Source organism: Acidaminobacter sp. (assembly GCF_030247605.1).
Lineage (GTDB): Bacteria > Bacillota > Clostridia > Peptostreptococcales > Acidaminobacteraceae > Acidaminobacter.
This window is the reverse complement of sequence record NZ_JAOTSB010000003.1, coordinates 12,439-34,164: the sequence shown is the minus strand read 5'-3', so window position 1 is coordinate 34,164 and position 21,726 is coordinate 12,439. Positions and strand designations below refer to the sequence as shown.

Annotated in this window: 19 protein-coding genes; 3 read left to right on the top strand and 16 right to left on the bottom strand. The window is 49.5% G+C overall.

What is annotated here, in order from left to right:
• Window positions 1-163 precede the first annotated feature (163 nt).
• Genes queG through OEL90_RS02055 form a run of 8 tightly spaced genes read right to left on the bottom strand, consistent with a single transcriptional unit; the run spans window position 164 to window position 8,705 of the window.
• Window positions 164-1,174 (bottom strand): tRNA epoxyqueuosine(34) reductase QueG, encoded by a 1,011-nt coding sequence (gene queG, locus OEL90_RS02090; RefSeq protein WP_300686957.1) that lies wholly within the window; start codon window positions 1,172-1,174, stop codon window positions 164-166.
• Entirely contained in the window at window positions 1,171-2,001 is an 831-nt protein-coding gene (locus OEL90_RS02085; RefSeq protein WP_291401864.1) for a deoxyribonuclease IV, read from the bottom strand. The genes queG and OEL90_RS02085 overlap by 4 nt, the downstream gene beginning before the upstream one ends.
• A gap of 41 nt (window positions 2,002-2,042) precedes the next feature.
• Window positions 2,043-2,642 carry an ArsR/SmtB family transcription factor gene (locus tag OEL90_RS02080; RefSeq protein ID WP_291401862.1) on the bottom strand — a complete coding sequence of 200 codons (600 nt, stop codon included), beginning with the start codon at window positions 2,640-2,642 and terminating at the stop codon, window positions 2,043-2,045.
• Between the two features lie 57 nt (window positions 2,643-2,699).
• Window positions 2,700-4,364, bottom strand: a complete 1,665-nt coding sequence (locus tag OEL90_RS02075) for a PP2C family protein-serine/threonine phosphatase (protein WP_300686953.1) — start codon at window positions 4,362-4,364, stop codon at window positions 2,700-2,702.
• A gap of 48 nt (window positions 4,365-4,412) precedes the next feature.
• Window positions 4,413-6,068: a nucleoside kinase gene (locus OEL90_RS02070; RefSeq protein WP_307730806.1), complete on the bottom strand. Its 1,656-nt coding sequence runs from the start codon at window positions 6,066-6,068 to the stop codon at window positions 4,413-4,415.
• On the bottom strand, window positions 6,065-6,889 hold the full coding sequence (locus OEL90_RS02065) for a hypothetical protein (protein ID WP_291401858.1): 825 nt from the start codon (window positions 6,887-6,889) through the stop codon (window positions 6,065-6,067). The genes OEL90_RS02070 and OEL90_RS02065 overlap by 4 nt, the downstream gene beginning before the upstream one ends.
• A 54-nt stretch (window positions 6,890-6,943) precedes the next feature.
• On the bottom strand, window positions 6,944-7,852 hold the full coding sequence (locus OEL90_RS02060; RefSeq protein WP_291401856.1) for an RluA family pseudouridine synthase: 909 nt from the start codon (window positions 7,850-7,852) through the stop codon (window positions 6,944-6,946).
• A 4-nt stretch (window positions 7,853-7,856) separates the two neighbouring features.
• A complete protein-coding gene (locus OEL90_RS02055) occupies window positions 7,857-8,705 on the bottom strand; it encodes a GNAT family N-acetyltransferase (RefSeq protein ID WP_300686951.1) in 849 nt (282 codons plus the stop codon).
• A 237-nt stretch (window positions 8,706-8,942) separates the two neighbouring features.
• On the opposite strand from OEL90_RS02055, the gene OEL90_RS02050 reads away from it, so the two are divergent.
• Window positions 8,943-9,482, top strand: a complete 540-nt coding sequence (locus OEL90_RS02050) for a hypothetical protein (protein WP_300686949.1) — start codon at window positions 8,943-8,945, stop codon at window positions 9,480-9,482.
• Between the two features lie 37 nt (window positions 9,483-9,519).
• The gene (locus OEL90_RS02045; RefSeq protein ID WP_300686947.1) at window positions 9,520-10,443 is read left to right on the top strand and encodes an acetamidase/formamidase family protein; all 924 of its coding nucleotides are present in this window, start codon (window positions 9,520-9,522) and stop codon (window positions 10,441-10,443) included.
• Between the two features lie 181 nt (window positions 10,444-10,624).
• On the opposite strand, the gene OEL90_RS02040 is transcribed toward OEL90_RS02045, so the two are convergent.
• The 5 genes from OEL90_RS02040 to OEL90_RS02020 form a co-directional block, all read right to left on the bottom strand.
• Complete coding sequence (locus OEL90_RS02040) at window positions 10,625-12,124, bottom strand: FAD-dependent oxidoreductase (RefSeq protein WP_300686945.1); 1,500 nt, start codon at window positions 12,122-12,124, stop codon at window positions 10,625-10,627.
• On the bottom strand, window positions 12,121-13,644 hold the full coding sequence (locus OEL90_RS02035; RefSeq protein ID WP_291401846.1) for an NAD(P)/FAD-dependent oxidoreductase: 1,524 nt from the start codon (window positions 13,642-13,644) through the stop codon (window positions 12,121-12,123). The genes OEL90_RS02040 and OEL90_RS02035 overlap by 4 nt, the downstream gene beginning before the upstream one ends.
• Before the next feature lie 50 nt (window positions 13,645-13,694).
• Window positions 13,695-15,179, bottom strand: a complete 1,485-nt coding sequence (gene glpK, locus OEL90_RS02030; protein ID WP_291401906.1) for a glycerol kinase GlpK — start codon at window positions 15,177-15,179, stop codon at window positions 13,695-13,697.
• Window positions 15,180-15,333: 154 nt separating this feature from the next.
• On the bottom strand, window positions 15,334-16,077 hold the full coding sequence (locus OEL90_RS02025; protein WP_300686943.1) for a pseudouridine synthase: 744 nt from the start codon (window positions 16,075-16,077) through the stop codon (window positions 15,334-15,336).
• A 62-nt stretch (window positions 16,078-16,139) separates the two neighbouring features.
• On the bottom strand, window positions 16,140-17,468 hold the full coding sequence (locus OEL90_RS02020) for an RsmB/NOP family class I SAM-dependent RNA methyltransferase (RefSeq protein WP_300686941.1): 1,329 nt from the start codon (window positions 17,466-17,468) through the stop codon (window positions 16,140-16,142).
• 164 nt (window positions 17,469-17,632) lie between these two features.
• Between OEL90_RS02020 and fba the strand changes: the two genes are divergently transcribed.
• A complete protein-coding gene (fba, locus tag OEL90_RS02015) occupies window positions 17,633-18,562 on the top strand; it encodes a class II fructose-1,6-bisphosphate aldolase (protein ID WP_291401840.1) in 930 nt (309 codons plus the stop codon).
• 206 nt (window positions 18,563-18,768) lie between these two features.
• Here fba and OEL90_RS02010 read toward each other — a convergent pair whose 3' ends face one another.
• Genes OEL90_RS02010 through OEL90_RS02000 form a run of 3 tightly spaced genes read right to left on the bottom strand, consistent with a single transcriptional unit; the run spans window position 18,769 to window position 21,705 of the window.
• Entirely contained in the window at window positions 18,769-19,293 is a 525-nt protein-coding gene (locus OEL90_RS02010) for a peptidylprolyl isomerase (RefSeq protein ID WP_300686938.1), read from the bottom strand.
• 40 nt (window positions 19,294-19,333) lie between these two features.
• Window positions 19,334-19,825: an NUDIX hydrolase gene (locus tag OEL90_RS02005; protein ID WP_291401837.1), complete on the bottom strand. Its 492-nt coding sequence runs from the start codon at window positions 19,823-19,825 to the stop codon at window positions 19,334-19,336.
• Entirely contained in the window at window positions 19,822-21,705 is a 1,884-nt protein-coding gene (locus tag OEL90_RS02000; RefSeq protein WP_300686936.1) for a hypothetical protein, read from the bottom strand. Before OEL90_RS02000 ends, OEL90_RS02005 begins: the two co-directional genes overlap by 4 nt.
• Window positions 21,706-21,726: the final 21 nt, after the last annotated feature.

The following is a 21,726-nucleotide window of genomic DNA, read 5'->3' as shown; positions in this document are numbered from 1 at the left end:
GTTTAGTGAACGTTTAAGACGCTCTAAGTCTATCACTCGATTCCGGCGAGTTCAAGGGCGGACACTCAACGAGGAAAATTACATTTTGTTTACGGTTGGCGGACTATTCACACTTTAGCATCTTCGTTACTGAACCTGCCGGATTTTCCTGATCAGCGTTTTCCTAATCTTTTTCCATCATTTCAATGACTTGTTTCAGATGGTCTGGCAGCGCTCTATCAGATGCCCGCTGCCTTAGCTTTTCAATCAGCACCAAATTCTGACTGTTATAAATATTGATCACGGCATTTCTTTGAAGTGTTTTTAAGCCTCTCCACGAAAAACCATGATGGCGGAACTTTATTTGAAAATCCTTTTTATTGGAATTCAAGAGCTCAAATGGATTTAGCTGATTAGGCGACTTGGATCTCAACAATTTAGTGTCAGAGGACGCTTTGTTCTTGGGACAGACTTTCTGACATATATCGCATCCATAAAGGGCGGTCCCTATCCAAGCTGCTTCTGTCATTGATAATGCCCTTTTTTGCTGAGTCAGACTGGAAATGCAGCGTGATGTCATAAACTCAAACTCACCACAAAGTGCGCCTGTCGGGCAGGCCGCCTGACATATTCTGCATGTCCCGCATTCCGAATAAGGCTGAGTCAGCTGAGGTTGTGACGCTTCAATCCGTTCGCGTGTCAGCAGATAGCCAAAGACTACAGCGCTTCCGAATGTCGAATTAATCAGCATCTGATGCCGTCCATAGGTGCCTAAACCGGCTAAAAATGCGAGATAGCGATCGTTCAATGGTCCTGTGTCGCAAAACACCATGTATTCACCGCTGCCATGGCCAGCTAGCCATTCCCCCAATGATATCAGCTTCTCCCGCACCAGATCATGATAATCATAATCCCATGCCATTGAAGCTATCTCGCAAACGGCCTCCGCATCCTCCGCCCTGGATTTAAAGAGCTCATAAGGCAAGCCTATGACCACTATGGACCGAACGCCCGGCATGACTTTTTCGGGCATTCCAACCATTTCCAGTTCCGGTTCAAACCCACTGAGTTCACCAGCTTTAATCCGTCTGAAAAGCGCTTCCTGAGGCACCTGCATTTCAATGGCATCCACGACCCCAACCAGGGGAATACCGAGATCCCCTGCCGCTTGTTTTAGCCGATGGCAGGCAATCATACCCCCATGCGCCCCTTGATCAGGGCAATTTCTTCAGCATAGCCCTCCGGTTCATTAGGTGTCTCAAGAAGTATTGGGAGAGGGCGAATGACCGGATGCTCAATAAACCGAATCAAAGGCTCGAGTCCAATCAATCCTTTCCCCAGCTTTTCATGACGATCCTTTTTTTCATTGAACGGCGTCATAGAATCGTTGAAGTGAATTGCTTTAAGCCGGTCAAGCCCAATAATTTTATCGAACTCTTCAAGGACCTGATCCAGCTGATGAATATAGTCATAGCCCGCAGAAAAAATATGACACGTATCCAGACACACGCCCATTTTTTCCTGATAGTTCACGCGGTCTATGATTTCTCTGAGCTGTTCAAAGGTAAAACCGACCTCCGAGCCCTTTCCGGACATGGTTTCGAGCAGCAATGTGGTGGTTTCGTTACCTGTGAGCGTCTCATTAATGATGCCGGAGATCAGTTCGATCCCTTTTTCCACGCCCTGTCCCACGTGTGAGCCAGGGTGAAAATTATACAGCGTTGCCGGAAAAGCCTCCATTCTTTCAAGATCTTCCTTGAAAGACCGCTTGGCAAAATCGAAGACTTTGGGATCAGCTGCAGCCAAATTCATGGTGTATGGCGCGTGCGCAAGCAATGGACCAAACCGGTTCGCCTGCATCAGCTCAGCAGCCTTCGCATAATCTTGGGGATCTGCTGCTCTCGCGCTGCCGCCTCTGGGGTTTCTGGTAAAAAATTGAAAGGTGTTGGCACCGATAGATATTGCTTCTTTAACCGCTGACTCAAAGCCTTTCGCAATTGATAAATGACAACCAATATACATAGTTCATCTCCTTTATGCCCGACCTTCAGAGCTGCTTAATTCTATTTCTTTGACAACTCTTCAACCTTTTTGAATGCACCGTGCTCCATTGGGATAATCATGCTCGCAGCAAAATAAGGCGCCGTTTCCGGCCGGATGTCTTTTTTGTCTGCCAAAAAAGCCTTCATGACCTCCAATAAACTTTGATTCAATTCGTCTGCTTCTTCCTGCGTCAAATAGTACTCATAGTCGTAATTGATTTTTCTTGGCTGGGTGATCCCTTTGCTGTTAATAGAGTTATAGAATTCTCTGGAGATCTTTTCAAAAATTGCAGCTGTTGCTTTTCCAAAACTTTCTTTCATTTTGGTGTCTTCCGGATGGATTGCTGAGGCATCCAGCAAGATAGATTCCGCTACAGGCATATAGTACTTTTCGACAACGCCTTGCTTGACCTGAACCTCAACCAATTTAAGAATCCCGACGCCGGCTAGAGTCTTGATGTGGTAATTAACGCGGCCGTGGGGCTCGCCCATTTTTTTAGAGATATCTTTAGCACTCGCAGGTTTGTTTTCAAAGGCTTCAATAATTTTGATTCTATAGGGACTTGATAACGCTTTGATCTGTTCCAAGCTTTTTACCACCAGTATTTCATCGATCGCCATAATTTGTCCCCCATTCGAAGCGCCTGTAACGGCACTTGTAATTACCGCAATTACTTGCTATTCAATTTCCATAATAAAATAGCTGATGTCATCTTTCAACTTATCCATTTTAGGATAAATACGTCCTATCAAACGTTCATTCAGAGCTTTTAGAGACAGTTCAACATGATCTGACATAAATTCCTCAAGACCAACCTGATCCATGACCCGATTCTTATCCATATCGATCAGACCATCCGTGTAAAAGACGACTCGATCCCCAGGCCTCAGCTCCACTGTGGCACTTTGATATTCGGGTTTATATAAATCGCTGAATTTGCATATCGGAAAGCCCAGGCTCTCATCCAAGGTCTTGAATTTCCCGTCCCTGGATATAATAAAAGGCTGACAATTCATTCCTCCGGAGCAATACGTCAGGGTTTTGTCTGACAAACAATAGGCCGCGAAGAAGATGACCATGTGCATTTCGTCAGGAAAATTCATACGATTGAATTCTTCGTAAAAATTCGATAAGTTCTTGTGGGGTTTCAATCCACGATAGCGCTTGATCAGCCTTTCGGTGGATTTAATATAGTTGTTGCAGAACATGGTCATCAATGCAGCAGAGATCCCATGGCCTGAAACGTCTAAAATATACATCCCCACATGGTCATCATCAATTCTATAGATATCATAAAAGTCGCCGCTCAGGTCTTCACAAGGAAAATACCCCGTCACAAAAGCCGCATTTTTGATGGCAAAGCGCTGCTCAGGCAAGAGAGATTGCTGAATATTCCTGGCGTATTCAAGCTCTGTCTCAAACTTTCTGTTGCGGTCAAAAATTTCCTTAGTCCGTTTTTGAATAACCCGATCCAGATTATTGGCATACAGGGCAATTTGCTTTTCCTTCATTTCAATGTCATTCAACGGATCGCCAATGCCCTTTCGGTAGAATTCAAGAAGCAGCAGCGCATATCCGGTCAGACTCAGTAAAATGGAAAGGAACGGCGCGCCTGCTCCGTAGTTGAAGCTCAGGATCGCAAACCCTTTCGAAAAAAACAGGCTGACATAACCCACAACGACGCCCAGATATCTATAGTCGTCATCTATATAGGCATGGCGAAATGCCATCATCATTAATAACAGCACGACGACCGCTGAAAAATAATCCATTGTCAGCGAAAGGAGCTTTGAGATTTCGGCTGTCACGGGGTTATTGATTGAACTTTGATACAGGATCAGAACGACAAGGATGGTTAGAACGGCAGGAACCAGCGGTAAAATCTTTGCGAGCTTCTCCTGTTTCAAGATAAACTTGCGGTCTGACGGTATCCATTCCGCCGCCAGAGCCGACAGAAAAAACACCAGGTGACCTCCGGCAAGCAGGCCGGAGGAGACATTCACGGGAGATTCCAAAAGTCCCGGCCCTCCAAAGTCAATGAGCAGATGAATCAAATAAGCCGTCAAGGCGACTGAAAATCCTGCCGAATAGATCAGACTTCCAACTTTATGGTCCCTGATAAACATGTAATAGGATATGTTATAAAGGGCAATAAGCACAATAACGGACGTCATATGAAACAAGATGACAAGGCCGCTCAGCCATGGCACTTCCAGAAATTGATCCAGGATGTCATAGTGTCTCTGATACAGCGTGAGCAACCCAAGCAGCAGCATAAAAGAAAAAGGCGGCTTGAGAAATCCGGTCTGTACGCGATTCAACTGCTTTGAAATGACTTCCATCCACCATCACCCCATGCTAAGTCTTTAAGAATTGAATATTTTTGAACCTCAAAAGCAGCTGCCGCCTATAAACTCTTTTAGGATTGAGGTTGAAGGTACATCCAGGTCTGATTCAATGGAAACAAAATAGCTTAAGAACTTGAGGAGCCGCTTCGCTTCAATTCTCTCTGAACTTTTTTCATCAATACTCTTCAAGAGTGGTTCTGCATATTTCTTAAGAATTGCGAGTTCGTAGACCATTGAACTGTTGAACATGATGTCTGCCTCTTCCTGGAACGGGAAGATATTGCGCTCTTCTCCGCGCCTCACAGATGGCCAGCGTTGAATGGTCGCCTCCGCGGAATGTCCCCTGGTCCGGTGATCTCTTATGATCCTTCTGATCAGCCTGGAATCCGTTGTCGGAATTCGGTTGTGCTCATCAATATTCAACTGGGTCAATGCACTGATGTAAATTTTAAATTTGGTTTTCTTGTCCAGCATTTCAGTCATTTTTTCGTTGAGCCCGTGAATGCCTTCAATGACCAGCGGCTGATCCTCATCTATCTTGAGTTTTCGTCCATTGTATTCCCTTTCGCCGGTCAAGAAGTTAAAGTTTGGCAAGTCCACTTCTTCACCTGCAAGGAGCCGTCTCACGTCATCATTGAATTTTTCAGTGTCAACAGCCTCAAGCGCTTCAAAATCATAATCGCCGCTCTCGTCCAAAGGTGTATGTGCTCTATCGACAAAATAATCATCCGTACCGAGGGTTACCGGCCTGAGACCGTTGACTCTGAGCTGGATCATCAAGCGGTGGGCAAAAGTGGTTTTACCAGACGAAGATGGTCCTGCAATCAAAATGACGCGTTTTCCGCTTTGCAGAATCTGATCTGCGATCTGGGCGATTTTCTTTTCGTGCAGTGCTTCAGCAATGCGGATCAATTCCGAATATCTGCCCGCGACGATCATGTCGTTCAAATTGTAGACATAACTGACATCAAGGATGCGTGCCCAGGCTTCAGATTCTCTGTAAATCTGTGCGAGTTTTTCCTGCTCCACATACTCGGGGAGTGTCGTCTGGGTGAACTTGTCGGGGTGGAGGAGGATTAAACCATCGGCATAACGCTTTAAATCGAACAAAGACAGATACCGCGTGCTCGGCACCATATAGCCGTAAAAATAGTTGGTCATCCAGCCAAGAGAATAGACATTGATGTAATCGCTGCTTCTGTAATCGAGCAGACGTTTTTTTGATCCCATTCTCAGGTCTTCAAAAATGGCCGCGGCCTCTTCTTTGGTGACGCTCTTTTTCATGAACAGCTCGCCGCTGTCAATTATTGAGGACATGCGCTGACGGATTTCGAAGACATCTTCATCTGTCAGAGCCCTGCTGTAATGCACTTCAATGTACAGACCTTTGTTGAGGGAATGCTCAACGGTCAGGTGTATATCCGAAAAACACTCTATGGCCGCTCTCAGAAGCACCAGAAGGAGGCTTCTCTGATAAATCCGTATGCCGTCCTGATTTGAAAGGTCAACAAACTCGAGTTCAACGTCCTCAACGATGGTCGCCGTCAATTCCCTTAGAGAATTGTCAACTTTGGCAGCGACGATCAACGGACGAGCCTCTGTTTGAAACTCGTCGGACAGAGTTTTCACCATGGTCCCTTCCGGCACATAGCGAATCTGTCCTTCAACCGCGACCCTAATCAACTTGTCCTGGTTCAACAGCGTGATCCCCTTTCCCCGTCAGGCGCACGATTCGAATCGCCCTTCTGATTTATTGCTTTTAGCTGCCCTACGATCAGTTCATTGACTTCCTCGTACTTGGAACCGTTGATCTCCATGCCAAGCAATTCTAAACATTTTCTGAATTCCTTGAGGGCGGTATAAGGATCACCATAGACTTTTATAAGCTCACTGCGGCTGATCCCTGAAAAGCCATGCCCAACAATGGAATCATTACGGAGCTCAATCATATCTGTCATTCTCTTGGAATTGAGAATTCTGGCAATCTCATCATAACGGGTATCTTCCAAATGGCGGTTAATGTAGGTCGTGATTGCAAAGACCACATTGGCATTGTAAATTTTATATCTTTTTCTCAAAATTTTCATGATGCTGCGCTTTTGCATAGCTTCAATATGCATGGAGAAGTTGCGCTGCTGCAAGTGCCGCTCTACAAAAATGTACTTAAAAATTGCTTCTTTAAAACGATAAGCGCGGCCAAGAAAATCTATATACTCCTCGTTGACCAGTTGAAACCTGGTGTTTTCAAGCAATTCTGAGAAGACCGCTTCCGGCGTCCCGGAAATCAGCTGTTGGAGATTTTTTTTCAACCTAAGAACGCTTTTGTCTTTCGCGAAGTCGCCGCCCAGGCGTTCCAGCTTTACCAGTGCTGTTTTGAAGTCAAAGTTCACTGCTGAACGGCAGGAATCCAGCAAAATTGCGGGGTCTGTATCTCTGAGCCCAATTTCCTCCAAAATATCAAGCGCTCCGCCATAGTCAAACCGGTCGATTAGTTTACAGATGGATTGAAAGCTGTGCATTTGTACTCACACCCCTTACGCAAGGATTCTATCTATGACTGCTGCAGCTTGTAACTAACGTGTTGCAGGAGGCAATGACTCAATAAATTGATCCAGTTCCTGCGAACGGTATTCAAAGACACGGTCTTCAATAACGAGCTTATAGGCGTGGAGCATTTGATTCATGGCGTCCTGGTGTCTGGAAGCCCCATATTTAAGGTCACCGACAATAGGATGGCCTATGGAGGCCAGCGACGCTCTGATCTGGTGGCTTCTTCCGGTCATCAGCTCAACTTCAAGCACGGTGAACCCGCCCCTGACTTCGAGCGGTTGATACCGTGTATGGAAATACTTCGTGTCATCTGAATCATACTTGACAATTTTGACCTTATTCCGGTCCTCATCTTTTAACAGATAACCCTTGATTTCTCCAGGCTTGTTGACGATGCCCTCCGTGACACACAGGTAAAACTTCCCGATTTTTCGATCTCGCATTAACGCGTTGTAGCGCTTCAGGGAATCGTAAGTCTTGGCAAAGAGAACGAGGCCGCTCGTATTTTTATCCAGGCGGTGTACAGGCGCAGGCTTGAAGGTTCTGGTGGAGAGATGGCTCAAATAGATTTGAACTTTTGAGGACAACGTGCGTTTATATTCTGTCTGATCCGGATGTGTCAGAATCCCCTTTGGTTTATTGACGATTAGGATCTCATCATCCTCATACACAATTTCGAGGGAGACTTTCTCTGGAGCGACCTGCTGGATTTCCGTCACCAGCGAATCGAAAGTTTCATCACTGAGATAGATGTTGACTTGATCTCCGGATTGAAGAAAGTATTCAGGCTCTACCTTTTTTCCATTGACCTTAAAGGTGTTTTTTCTCATGAGCTTATAAATGGTGGATCGATTCGCGCGGCCGAGAAGTTTAAGCAGATAGCGGTCAAATCTCTGACCCTGTTCATTGGTTCCAATAGTTATTTGTTTCAATTTTTCAGCTCCTATCGTACTCCAAATGTATTTCGAGCAATTTTGCATCAGTGTTGAATCCAAGGGCTTCATAGACACGATACGCCTCAAGGTTGTCAGAATACACGCAGAGCTTTGGAATCATTTTTTTGTCAAAGGTTCTCTTCATCAGCTCACTTGTCACATAAGTCCCGCAACCGCGGCCCCGAATAGCCGGATCAACGTATATGCCTCCCAGCATGGCAGCATCCGGCGTATAGTATTCAATGGCACCATGTGCAATCAGTTCGCCTTCAACCTCACAAAAAAACTGATCGCCATCCGAAACGCGCTGGACAATTCTCTGCTTTAATCTGTTTATTGAACTCGGATGGCTGGAGAATTCCTTTTCAATGCGCTGCATCAGCGCTGCGGCAGCCTTTAGATCAAGGGCTTCCGGAAGGTGACAGGCGTGGGCCGTTCTGCCTTTGTCTTCTTCCGGCATCTTAAGCGCCTTCATGACCAAGATGTCATTGGACGCCGTCACCGTAGAAAACGGTCTGGAGATCTGAATCACCTGAAGCACAGCACTGTGATTGCCTTTGACCCATTTGGGCCTGTTGCTTCGAATGAGCTTCAGAAAGTCATACTTGCCCATCAAGCCTTGATCCTCTGAAAGGATGAAGAGATGTTCGGGTGTTAAAAACAGCATCATACCAGTGATGCCGTCGAGATTGCCATACAGGAAAACTTCTACATTTTCAGGAACGCTTTTGATTTTTGTTCCCTGAAATTCCAGCAGGGAATACACCGGTGCCGCTTCGCGGGCATGGTTCTCAAGAAAAGTCTCCGTCATTTTATAGTGAATGGATGTCATCTTAAAAAATTCGGGCATGTCATCCCCTCCTTCTGCTGTAAAACACATTCATATTTAATTGTAACATGCTAGAAGGCGAAATGACACTCCCCAAACATGGAAGTCTCCAAACTCGCAGTCCTTTCAGCGAAGACCCGGGCGTTAAAAATTGGTGACAAACTTCTGACGAAAAGCCCGGGTCAGTTTCCTTGCGGCTGACTTTGTGCTATTCTTGTGATAAGCAGTTTAAAGTTAAACAGAAGCAGGAGGGTACCTATGGGTGATAAATTTAAAGACATCCTTTATGATCTCAGCGACACGTTGATTACGCTGGTGATCATTGTATTAATCATCGGAACGGTCTCTTGGAAAATATCCGACTCCATGACATACTCCAACGCCCTCGCAAAGGCTCAGCCACCTGAAATCTCACTGGGGGAGGAACCTGAAATCGGTCTTCCTGAAGGAGATGCGCCATCCGAAAGCACCAAGCCGGACAATTCATCCTCTGAGGTTCAGCCCTCTGTAAACACGCTGCCGGCGGGCGGTTCGACCTCCAACAATACCGGGACTCAGCCGCCTGCGTCAGGGACGTCTGCTCCAAGCGGAGAAAAAATAACTATCGACATTAAAAGCGGTTCAACCGGATATGCCATTGCCAAGCTCCTCGTTGAGAAAGGACTGGTTAAAGACACCCAAACCTTTATCCAACGGGTTGAGGCATTAAAATTGGGCTCCAAACTAAAGGCAGGCACCTTTGAAGTCACTTCAGGCATGCCCCTGGACGAGCTTATTAAAGTCATAACCGGAAACTAAACTCAGTTAAACTCACGATCCTCCCGGAGGTGTTCAAGTGAAGCATTTCGACGGCAGTTCATGTCTCTACGCCTTTTCGCCTCAAATGCAGTCCATTGGGTCTGTTCTTCCCGGAGAACGCTTTTCAGTCAAAACCCACGACTGCTTCCACGAACAAATTTTTTCTGAGGAACAAACCTTGTCTGAAATCGATTATGATCGGCTGAATCCTGCGACCGGACCTATCTATGTGGAAGGTGCCAGGCCTGGAGACCTGTTGAAAATTACTATACATGACATTCAGGTCGCCGACCGGGGCATCGCTATGGTCGTGCCGGGCGAAGGTGTCCTTGGCGACCTTGTGGAAAAAGGGATCATCAAAGTCCTTCCCATAGAGAATAATATCTGCCGTTTCAACACCTTCGAATTTCCAATCGAACCCATGATTGGTGTCATAGGCACCGCCCCATCCGCGGTTTCCGGTACCTGGGGTACTGCTTCACCCTGGACCCATGGCGGGAACATGGATACTCGGGATATTACGTCCGGGAGCATTTTGTACCTGCCGGTTAACACGGACGGTGCGCTTTTAGCTCTTGGAGATTGTCACGCTGCCATGGGGGACGGAGAACTGTGCTTCACCGGACTTGAAGTCCAGGCCCTGGTAGAATTGACCGCAGACCTCATTCCAGGCGTATCGCAGAAATGGCCTATGCTCGAGACGCCAGACGCCTTTATGGTCATAGCCTCAGGGGATACGGTGGATGAAGCCCTTCGAGAAGCCACGGAGCAGGCGGTCAGCCTCTTAAAAACAGGCATGGAAATGACCTTTGAGGAAGCCTATCTTCTGGCCAGCCTTTATGTGGACCTCAAGATCAGCCAGATTGTCGATCCAAAAAAGACAGTTCGGGCATCTATACCCAAAACCGTTTTGTCAGAAGAGCGTTTGAGATCGACCATACTCTGTCCCGCAAAAGGATAACCAGCGAGTTGGGATCCAGCTTTAATGGACTTAGGCTCCAATAATTCAGCAACGAGAGAAGATACAGGGGAAGCAGGTGCACCGCCCGTTCATTGGGCTGACAGCACATGCTTCCCCTTTAGTTATCCTTTAGTTATCCTTCAGTTATCCTTCAGTTATCCTCAATTATTATCCAATAGGGTTACAGCTTTTTCATAGATCGAGTCGCAACCACATCTACACCCAGTCCGCCCAAATCCCGCGCCAGGATTTCCCCGAGCGACACCGGAGCGGAGACGGACAGTTTTGACAAGGATGCCGCCGCTGCCCTTAACAACGCCCGAGGTATTGCTTTTGTGGTCTTGCAAGGCAGTCTTGGCCACATTCCGCCCTCAATGGCTACCGTTGCCGTCAAAACCGCGCTGGGATCACGAAGCTCCTGAAGAGCGAATTCATATCCTCGCCTGCAGTTATAGCCCGTGATCTCACCGCCGGATCCCAGCCTTATACGGCACCCTTTGGGACAAATAATGCAGAGTAAAGGCTCGTCCATCACACTTTCAACCACGTCCGAAGCTATAGATGACGGGTCTTTCTCAGATTGCATAAACCGTGATACGTCACCCTGATCCTGTCCCATCACTGTCCTCGTCTCGGAACTTAACGAAGTTATCCCGCCAGACTTGGCATACCCTGCGCCGCTCGGTGCGCCGCACTTTTGACATCCTAAATAAGCCGCAGCAGCACGTCCCGCTATGCCTGCTTCCCGGGAGACCTCATCCACCAAATCATAGACACGATACGTATTGCCGCAGGCAAACAGTCCGGGCACCGAGGTCTGCATTTCGCCTGTCAGCTGCAGTCCATTGGTACCGCCCAGCAGATCAGCGCCTGTCATGGCGGACAACTCGTTTTCGGGGATTAATCCAACGGAAAACAGCACCAAGTCACACTCAAGCCGCTCAGGCGCTCCTCCGTTTAGAGACTCCACCACAACACCTGTGACTCTCGATGTCCCCTCGATCGCGGCAACTCTATGGCTTAACAACAGCGGAATCGAAAAAGCTTTCAGGCACTGGGAAACATTTCTGGGCAGCCCGGATGGCGTCTCTCGAATCTCGACTACCGCAGCGACTTCCACACCTTCCAGCGTCAGTCGCCTGGCCATGATAAGGCCTATGTCTCCCGAGCCCACAATAACCGCTCTCTGACCAAGGGCATACCCCTCGATATTGATCAGCCTTTGTGCTGTTCCGGCAGAAAATACGCCTGCCGGTCGGGTTCCGGGCACCGCAACTGCAGCGCGCGTTCTCTCCCTGCATCCCATAGCCAGTACAACGGCCTTGGCCTTAACCTGGAAATAGCCAAGGGACTTGCTGAACAGCACCGCATTTAAATCATGATCTATTTCAGCCACAAAAGTTTCAGACATGATCTCGACGCCGGATTCCTCTGCCGCATTTACCAATCGCTCTGCGTACTCAGGGCCTGTCAGTTCTTCGCCAAAATGAAACAGTCCGAATCCTGCGTGAATGCACTGATTGAGTATCCCGCCCGGCTCCCGCTCCCGATCGACGACGAGTACGCGGTCTACACCGCTGCGTTTGGCTTCAATAGCAGCGGATAAACCCGCCGGTCCTGCACCGATCACCAGCAGACTCAGCGGCGCATCATTATTAACAATTCCATTTGCAGGGATCACAATGATGTTCCCCCTTTTCTAAAGACCATTTTGCTGCCGAGATGTTCCAGGCACACTTCCGTTTCCGGGATCCCCAGCTCCCGAGACAGTATTTCCAGGATTCTCGGCGCGCAAAACCCGCCCTGGCAGCGACCGCCGCCCGGTCTGACTCTCCGCTTGACGCCGTTCAAGGTTCTTGCCCCCACCGAGCGGTGGATGCAGTCCACAACCTCAGCCTCGCTGACCATCTCGCAGCGGCAGACGATATGTGAAAACATTGGATTTTCAGCTATAAGCTGTCTACGCCTCTCAGGTGGCAATTCGGATAAAACAGGTCTCGGACGACGGCCCGGTCTGAAATCCGGTTTAAGACTATATAACGAAAGGCACTCCCGGATCAGAGAGAAAAGCCTGTCCGCAATGGCAGGTGCCGCTGACAGTCCCGGCGATTTGATCCCTGCGGCGTGAATCCATCTTGGATGAGACTCTGACGCTCTGATAATAAAGTCTTTTTCGGTCGGTTCTGCCCTAATGCCTGAAAAATTCGCGATCCCCAGATGAAAGGGAATCCCCGGGATAATCAGCTCTGCCCTATCCCGGACGTAGGCCAGCCCTCCGGCCGTAGTCTGCACTGACTCAGCCTCTTCCGCCGTCAGCGTTTCATTATCCGGTCCAACCATGATATTCCCATGAAGGGTCGGAATCACCAGTACACCTTTTCCCATAGTGCTCGGAGCAGGATAAATCACTCTCTTGACCAGCGGTCCTGCTGCCTTGTCCAGCACAAAGTATTGCCCGCGCCTCGGGATAATCTCAAACTCCGCTTTTCCGCCGGACAGCAGCGCCGATAATTCCCCGGCATGCACGCCAGCTGCGTTGACGACTACTTTGGCAGCCAGTCGACCCTGAGTGGTTTCCAGTTCAAAGTGCGCTTCGGGCGAACCAGGCACGGGAGATGAAACGCCCGTCACACAAGTATTGAGCCACAACCGGACCCCATTGTCGACAGCACTTTCCAAAGCCGCTATGGCCACTTCCCAGGGATCCACCACCGCCGTTGACTTCGCCATAAGGACGCTCAACGCCTTTTTCGTCAGGCTGGGCTCAAGAGAACGTGCCTCCGCGCCACTGAGCAGCTCAATTCCCTCGACGCCGTTTTTATGGCCGCGTTCCATCAGCCCGGTCAGTGCATGTTCCTCTTCTTCCGTCAGCGCTACGACAAAAGAGCCTGTTTTCTTATAGCCAAAGGACAGTTCACGGGACAGCCCTTCGTAAAGCCGGCTTCCTTCTACATTCAGCCTTGCTTTTAACGTCCCGGGCTCCGGGTCGTAACCGGCGTGGATAATGCCGCTGTTGGCCTTTGTTGCCCCCAGCGCCACATCCGGCTCCTTTTCGACAACCGCGACCTTCCAGCAGGTCTTGGACAGTTCATAAGCCAGAAATGCGCCTACAATCCCTGCGCCCACGATCACGACGTCATAAAGGGTGTCACCTGAGTTATCAGTGGTTTCTGGCTTAATGGATCTCTTCCCGGAATTCACGCAGCTTGCCCCCTTCCACTTAACCGCCTGACAGCCCTGCTCCAACTATTCTAACAGTTATTGTGCCTCACCCTGTCAACTGCTTTCTTCCAGCCGGCGTAAAGCGCACTTCGCCGCTCTTCCTCCATTCGAGGCTCAAATCGCTTCACTGACGACCCTAACGCTTTAAGCGCTGCGAGTGAAGGGTAGATCCCGACTCCCAGTCCCGCGAGGAGCGCTGCGCCCAGCGCCGTCGATTCCATGACCACCGGTCGATCCAGAGACACACCGAGCAGATCCGCCTGAAACTGCATGAGAAATTCGTTTTCGGTGGCGCCGCCATCGGCCTTCAAAGCACTTAGGGCGACTGCAGAATCCCCGCTCATGGCCTCTACGACATCTCGGGTCTGGTAGGCAATGGCTTCCAGCGTCGCCCGGACAATCTGGTCTCTGCCGGAGCCTCTGGTCAACCCGACTATGGCGCCCCTGGCATACATGTCCCAATAAGGCGCGCCCAGTCCGGTGAAGGCCGGAACGACATAAACGCCGCCTGTATCCGAAATCCGTTCAGCAATTTCTTCACTTTCCCGGGCTGTCCGGATCAGCTGCAGCTCATCCCTGAGCCACTGAACCGCTGCGCCGCCTATAAAAATTGAACCCTCAAGGGCATAAGACACCTGCGCCTCCCCCAGACTCCATGCCACCGTTGTCAGCAGACCGGACTCTGAAGTCACGCGCTTATGTCCCGTATTCATCAGTATAAAGCAGCCCGTTCCATAGGTGTTTTTTACCTCTCCAGGCTCAAAGCAGCGCTGGCCGAAAAGTGCGGCCTGCTGATCGCCGGCGACGCCTGATATAGGCAGCCGGACGCCGCCAAAGATAGCTGGGTCCGTCCACCCAAAGACGCCCGCAGAAGGCTTAATTTCCGGCAGCATGCTTCTCGGAATCCCGAATATTTCAAGCAGACCCTCATCCCAATCCAGGGTGTCGAGATTAAACAGCATGGTACGGCTGGCGTTGGAGACATCCGTGGCGTGTACCTTCCCCCTGGTCAAATTAAAGATCAGCCAGGCATCCACAGTCCCAAAGCAGAGTTCGCCGCGGTCTGCCCTTTCCCGTGCCCCAGGTACCGTGTTCAAAATCCACTGAATTTTGGTGGCTGAAAAATAGGCGTCCACCACAAGTCCCGTCGTCTTTCGGATATAGGCTTCATGGCCTTCCTGCTTCAGGGTCTCACACAACGCCGCCGTCCGCCTGCACTGCCAGACAATCGCAGGATAAACGGGTTTGCCGGTTTCCCGGTCCCACACCAGCGTCGTTTCGCGCTGGTTGGTAATCCCTAGGGCCGCAATTTCAGACGGCGAGACGCCTGTTTTCTCAAGCACCTCCAGCGCGACCCCGGACTGGGTCCCCCAAATTTCAAAAGGGTCATGCTCCACCCATCCCGGTTGAGGAAAGTGCTGACTGAAATCCTTCTGTGCCAATCCCACAATGTTCCCCTCGAGGTCGAACAGAACCGCACGGGAACTCGTTGTACCCTGATCCAGCGCAAGCAGATAGCGTTTGCCCGCTCCCGCTGCCTCCTCGAGGCGAAACTTGCCCTCATCCTGACATGCATGTGAACTCAAACCTCTCACCCTCCCAGCTGCGCTTCTCGTCTGCTTCTCCAAAATGCTTCTGCCGATGGTTTTTAGTGTACCAACCCGCCCATCATTCCTCAGAAAGGCCGGCTTGCTCCAAAAGCTGGTTAACCTCATCCTCAGTCAGAGCCCTGTACTCTCCGGGACTAAGGGCATCATCCAGTTTAAGCGGCCCCATGCTGATGCGCTTCAAAAAGACCACAAATCGCCCTCGGGATTCAAACATCCGCTTGACCTGGTGGAACTTCCCTTCATAAATGGTGAGTCTGGTTTCGCTCTTATGATCACCCACAGAAAGAATCTCAAGTTCTGCAGGCAGGGTCTCATAGCCGTCATCCAGGGTCACCCCAGCCTTAAAAGCACTGATGTCATTCTCATTGACCGGGCCGTCCACCACTGCCTCATAGGTTTTAAAAACGTGACGCTTTGGCGACAAAAGCCCATGGGCCAGGGCGCCGTGATTGGTCAGGATCATTAACCCCTCGGTGTCCTTGTCCAGTCTGCCTACCGGAAACAGATCGAAGACCTGATCTTCAGGCTCAAGAAGATCTATGACGGTAGACTCACGGGCGTCCTCCGTGGCAGAAACCACACCTTGAGGCTTGTTCATCATATAATAGACATATTCCTTGTAAATAACCGGAGCCCCTTTGTACAGGACCGTTTGCGCCTCCGGATGGACATGGACGCTGCCTGATTTGGGTTTGGCGCCATCCACCTCAACCCATCCGTACCGGATGTATTTTCTAACTTCGCTTCTGGTTCCTATACCCATATGGGAAAGTAATTTGTCAAGTCTCATGGTCTTAGCCATTTTATGTTCCTCCTGTATGATCCATTAAAGTCAGTTTGCGGGATTCAGTATCTCTATTGCATTTAGAGCATGCGCCATGCAGCCGGGTACTGGTTCTTCAGGCTGCCTTTGTTCAATTTTCCCCACCCAAGGGGATAACCGCCAAGACAAATCAAATTGAGTCCGTCTTCGCCGGCGACGTTCAATGTTTCGCCCTTCAAATAGCGCACGACGTTGAACTGATCCGCCTCAAAGTGGATCTCGCGTTTTGCATTTCCCGATTTAAGACCCATGGCAAAGGCGCCGGACGGGACAAATCTGCCGTTTTTCTCTTCACCCAGGTACCAGCCGCTGCGAATGACGCGCATGCCTTGTGTCGAAGGCAGCCCTTCCGGGAGTTTATAAAGCTTGTCTTCAATTCGAAGAAAAGGCCCGGTGAGTTTTATAGTGAGATTCTCTGCTTCGAATTGCCGGTAAGCCTCTGTCGGTTCGCTCTGGGACCTGTTACGGTCAGGCAGGCTGCTGTGACCACAACCATTGGCAGAGCTTTCCAAAAGCCCTGCAAAATGGCCTTCACCTTCATGCAGATGCGGCCAGAGGCGGCCATAGCCCGTGCGGGTGTCCAGTCCAAGCTTAGGATCAGGCTGCAGTTTGGAGAATTCAGAGTGCAGCGCCATGAAGGCGTCGAGGGCCCATTCATTCTCCTGGCGGTTAAAGGTGCAGGTCGAGTACGCCAGTCGCCCACCGGGCTTCAGCATCTTTGCCGCCTGGTCCAGCAGACTGTCCTGAATCGACCTGAAGTGGCCCGGGACCTGGTTGGACCACGCCTCAAGTGCTTTTGAATCCTTTCTGAACATACCCTCTCCCGAACAAGGCGCATCGATCAGGATGCTGTCGAAAACGGAATGAAACCGTGCACCCAGCTTCTCCTCGCTTTCATTTATTATCAGGGCATTGGTCACGCCAGCCATTTCCAGATTGCGGACCAGGGCTTTAATGCGGCTGGTGCTGATATCGTTTGCCACTATGGTGCCGTGGCCCCCAAGGGCGGCGGCGATTTGAAGCGTCTTCCCTCCGGGGCACGCACACAGATCGAGAACCGTCTGTCCGGGCTGAGGATCGAGTACATTTACCGGCGCCATAGCCGATGGTTCCTGAAGATAATACAGCCCGGCATGATAGAAAGGATGCTTCGCAGGACGCTCAGTTTCATTGTAATAAAAACCGTCCACGGTCCAGGGAATAGGTGTGAGCTTAAAAGGAGAGATTTTCAGAAAATCCTCCACAGAGATTTTCAGACGGTTCACACGCAGGCCAAATTGCCTGGGTTGCTCATAACTTTTTAAAAAAGCTTCGGTTTCACTTCCAATCAAAGCCCTGATTTCTTCCAAAAAGCTTTCCGGAAACTTCAAACACTTCACACTCCTATGTCGAGCCCAGCTGATCTCACCCGATCAGGCCCGTTAACTCATTATATCCCGACTGCGGCCGCCTTGACAAAAGAAAAGTGATCTTCTATGATTAGTATAATCTGGCAAAGGTATCTCAAAACGACAACTATAGAGGAGGAATTTCTATGGCTCTTGTGACAACCAAGGAAATGTTCAGAAAAGCTTATGAAGGCGGCTATGCTATCGGCGCGTTCAACGTCAACAACATGGAGATCGTGCAGGGCATTGTCGACGCAGCCAAGGAAGTCAAATCCCCACTCATTCTTCAAGTCTCCGCAGGCGCAAGAAAATATGCAAAACCTGCCTATCTGAAGAAACTGGTCGAAGCTGCCATTATCGACTCGGACCTGGATATTGCGCTTCATCTGGATCACGGCGACAGCTTTGAAATCTGCAAGCAATGTATTGATGACGGCTTTACCTCTGTCATGATTGATGGTTCTCATCTGCCTTATGAGGAAAACATAGCGTTGGTGCAGCAGGTCGTGGAATACGCACACGCCCGGGGCGTCGTCGTTGAAGCAGAGCTTGGAAAGTTGGCAGGCGTTGAGGACGAAGTCAACGTCAAAGCTGAGGACGCCACTTATACAGACCCAACTCAGGCGGTTGATTTTGTGAAGCGGTCAGGTTGTGACTCCCTTGCTATTGCCATTGGCACAAGCCACGGCGCTTATAAGTTCCAAGGTGAGCCAAAACTGGATTTCGAACGTCTGGAAACCATCACCAAGCTCCTTCCGGAGTATCCGCTGGTCCTTCACGGCGCTTCTACAGTCATTCCTGAATTCGTCGAAATGTGCAATGCCTACGGCGGCAACATTCCAGGTGCCCAGGGTGTCCCTGAGGATATGCTCCGCAGAGCGGCTGCTCTCGGTGTCTGCAAAATCAACATTGACACAGACCTTCGCCTTGCCATGACTGCAGCCATCAGAAAATCCCTCCATGACAATCCTGCTGAGTTCGACCCACGAAAATATCTCGGCGTCGGCCGTGATGCCATCCGCAATATGGTCCATCACAAGCTGGTCAACGTCCTTGGTTCAGACGGAAAGCTCTAGTGCCAAATCATTACTAATACTATTACAGTTACCTCAGTCGGGAAAATGGCCCAACCGCCATTTTCCCTTTTTTAAAGCAAAACAGGTGTCCCGGATCCCCGGGACACCTGTTTTGCTATGCAACCCCTGCTGCTGTATTCAACTCATTTCAATCTGCTGCCTGCCATCACCAGGGCGGCTTCGACCTGCGAACTCGCCTCGATGGATTACATCATTTTAACAGGCTCCGGATACTCGACGCCAAAAGTTTCCACGCTCATTTTCTTGATTTTCTGAGGCTCTACCGGACGATCTCTAAAGTCAGTTTTCGTCGTTGCAATGTCGTTGACAACGTCCATGCCCTCGACGACTTTTCCGAAGGCCGCATACTGGCCATCCAGATGCGGAGAATGCTCGTGCATAATAAAGAACTGTGAACCTGCAGAATCCGGCGACTGCGAACGTGCCATGGACAATACGCCCGGCTCGTGAACAAGTGAATTTCTGAACCCATTCAGATTAAACTCGCCTTTGATTTTATACCCCGGGCCGCCCATACCTGAGCCTTCAGGACAGCCGCCCTGAATCATAAAGCCCCTGATGACGCGGTGAAAGATCAGCCCGTCATAGTAACCTTTGCGGGCAAGGTCAATGAAATTGTTCACTGTGTTAGGCGCAATTTCCGGGAATAATTCAGCTTTGATGAGTTTACCGTTTTCAAGTTCAATAGTGACCACTGGATTTTGATTCAAAAGAATACACCCTTTCAAAATTATATTTCTTTTAGTCCGTTTAAGCGTTTACAGCGCTTGACGCAGAGGCGGGGTAAAAAACGACTTCATAATCCTTGAATTCGCCCGCCTGATACCGGAAGACAGCGGAAAAAAATTCTGTCCGGTTGAAGACCCAGTCCAGAAAAATCCTGTCTCCTTCCCAAAGGTTCAAGTCCGGCACCTCACTTCTTGGAATCCAGGCCAGTGTCCCTTCTTCAGGGTCAATGACCTCTTTCTTTGCAGTACTGGCAGTATAGACAAAAGTATACCAGTCCTCGACCCCATCAAACAAGGGAAAAGTAATGATCCCGCGCAGCGAATAAGTCACCGGCTCAAGACCGGATTCTTCGCGAACTTCTCTCAACAGGCATTGCTCAGGGGATTCGCCCGGCAGGAATTTGCCGCCCAAGCCATTCCACTTCCCCAAATGGTAATCGTTTTTCCTCTTGTTTCTATGAAGCATCAGCACTGAGTCGTCGTGCTCCACGTAACAAAGAACCGCCATTTTCATGAAACAGGCTCCTTCCTGCCATAGTGCCACCAGCCGCCCACAACTACCAATACCAAGAGCAGCGTCGCCAGACTCATGGCTCTGGTAAAATCATAAGCCGCCTGCCTCAAGTCCCCACTAAGCGGATCTGAGGTCGGGACATAGACAATCCAGGACTGGCCATTTGGCTTTCTTATGCCGATGGTCTCATCCAGCGCATCATGATAAAGCGCCATACCTAAAGCCTCGGCATGACTTCTCGTATTACCCGAATCCGGCAGCACAGCCTCCAGAACCGGGATGCTTTCCAATCCTTTTAGGGTGTAATGCGCAAAGAAACCATTGATGTGCGCCCCGGAAGCGGCAAGCGGAGCCCATGAAAAAGGCTGTTCCTCTGAAGATCCACTGACCAGGGATTGAACGACCCAAACATTCAGTTTTTCGGAGTCATAACCAATCAAGGTCACCCCTGAACCCGCTTCCTTAGGACCTGTGACGATATAATCCTCCACCAGGCCAAGATCTATGCCATACTGGCTGGCGACCAATTCCCGAGTCGTCTGCGATACCCGCATCCAATTTATGACATAATCGCTGCTGCTGGCGGTAGAAGGGTACTTTCGGATAGCTTCTGATGAAATATCACGCAGAGACGTATACAGCGCTTTAACCTGCTCTGTCTTATTGCTCCTCATTTCGAGATTGAACAGATCGTTTTGTTCTTCAAGAGATTCGTAAGCTTCTGTGTACTGTCCTGCCATAGCATCCGAAAAGCGCTGCAGCTCTTTGTCAAAGTCCAGCTGTGTCATCTGAATGTTTAATAATCCATTGATCAAAAGAATCATCATGGCGAATCCAAGGACAATAACCACCACAATAAATCCGGCCGCATGTCTGCGCCTCTTAACTTGCATCTCTGTCAGGCTGATCTTTTCGATCACAAACGCGTGGTTTTTTCTCAGAAACATCATAACCGCTGTAACAATAGCCAGATTGAACAGAATCAACACATAGCCGAGCACTCTGCTGAAGCGGTTCACACTTTCCTCCGCAGCAGCCGGCTTCATCAGGAGTATATGTCCCTCATCCAACGGAAGCGTATACGCTTCGTAGACCTGATCCAGAGCCACTTCAAATTTCTGATCCGGATTGTCAATTATTTTCTGAAATAAGCTGATGCCGCTCTTGGCATCCGTCTGTGACAGCGTCATTCCGATCTTTGCAGGATCATAAGCATTGACAATTCTGCCGCTGTTATTCAACAGAATGCTTTCATAGCCGCGAGTCTCATGCAAGTTCTTGAGATAAGCCTCCAAAGGACTTGTGCTGAGTCGTATCTGATCAGCGCTGCTCAAAATGCGCGCACCGGTAAATAACACACTGCCGGTCTTTTCGCTCCTGTAAAAATACACCACATAATTCTCGCCGCTGTTGAATAAAGGATCTGGATCAGAGACTTCCAGCCTTTCAATTTTCTTGAGCTGCCAGCTGCCTTTATGGAGACTGTAAGCATAAGAAATGACAGCTTCGGGAAGAGGCCCCTTGTAAAAGAGTGATCCATCTTCTCTGAGACTCCCAAATGATCCATCAGAAAATTCAGCAATGAGCGTTTCATCTGCCTGGGCATTGGTTGACGCATTCGAAATCAGTGATACGAGCACCTGAAACTGCTGTTCAATGAAACGATCCCTTGCCGACTGAATTTCTGCGTCAAAGACAGACGCACTGCTCTGGAACTCTCCCGCCACCCAGGCTACCATGGAGGCCTGAAGGCGCAGCAAATCTTCTTCAAGGCGGTCAATCTGGTCTTCTATCAGCTGATCCGTGTATACAAAAATCGCTGCCATGAAAATAAAGATGCAGATCAGAAACATTACTACACGGCTGCGGCTGAAGAGCATGCACCCACCTCCCGTCAACTG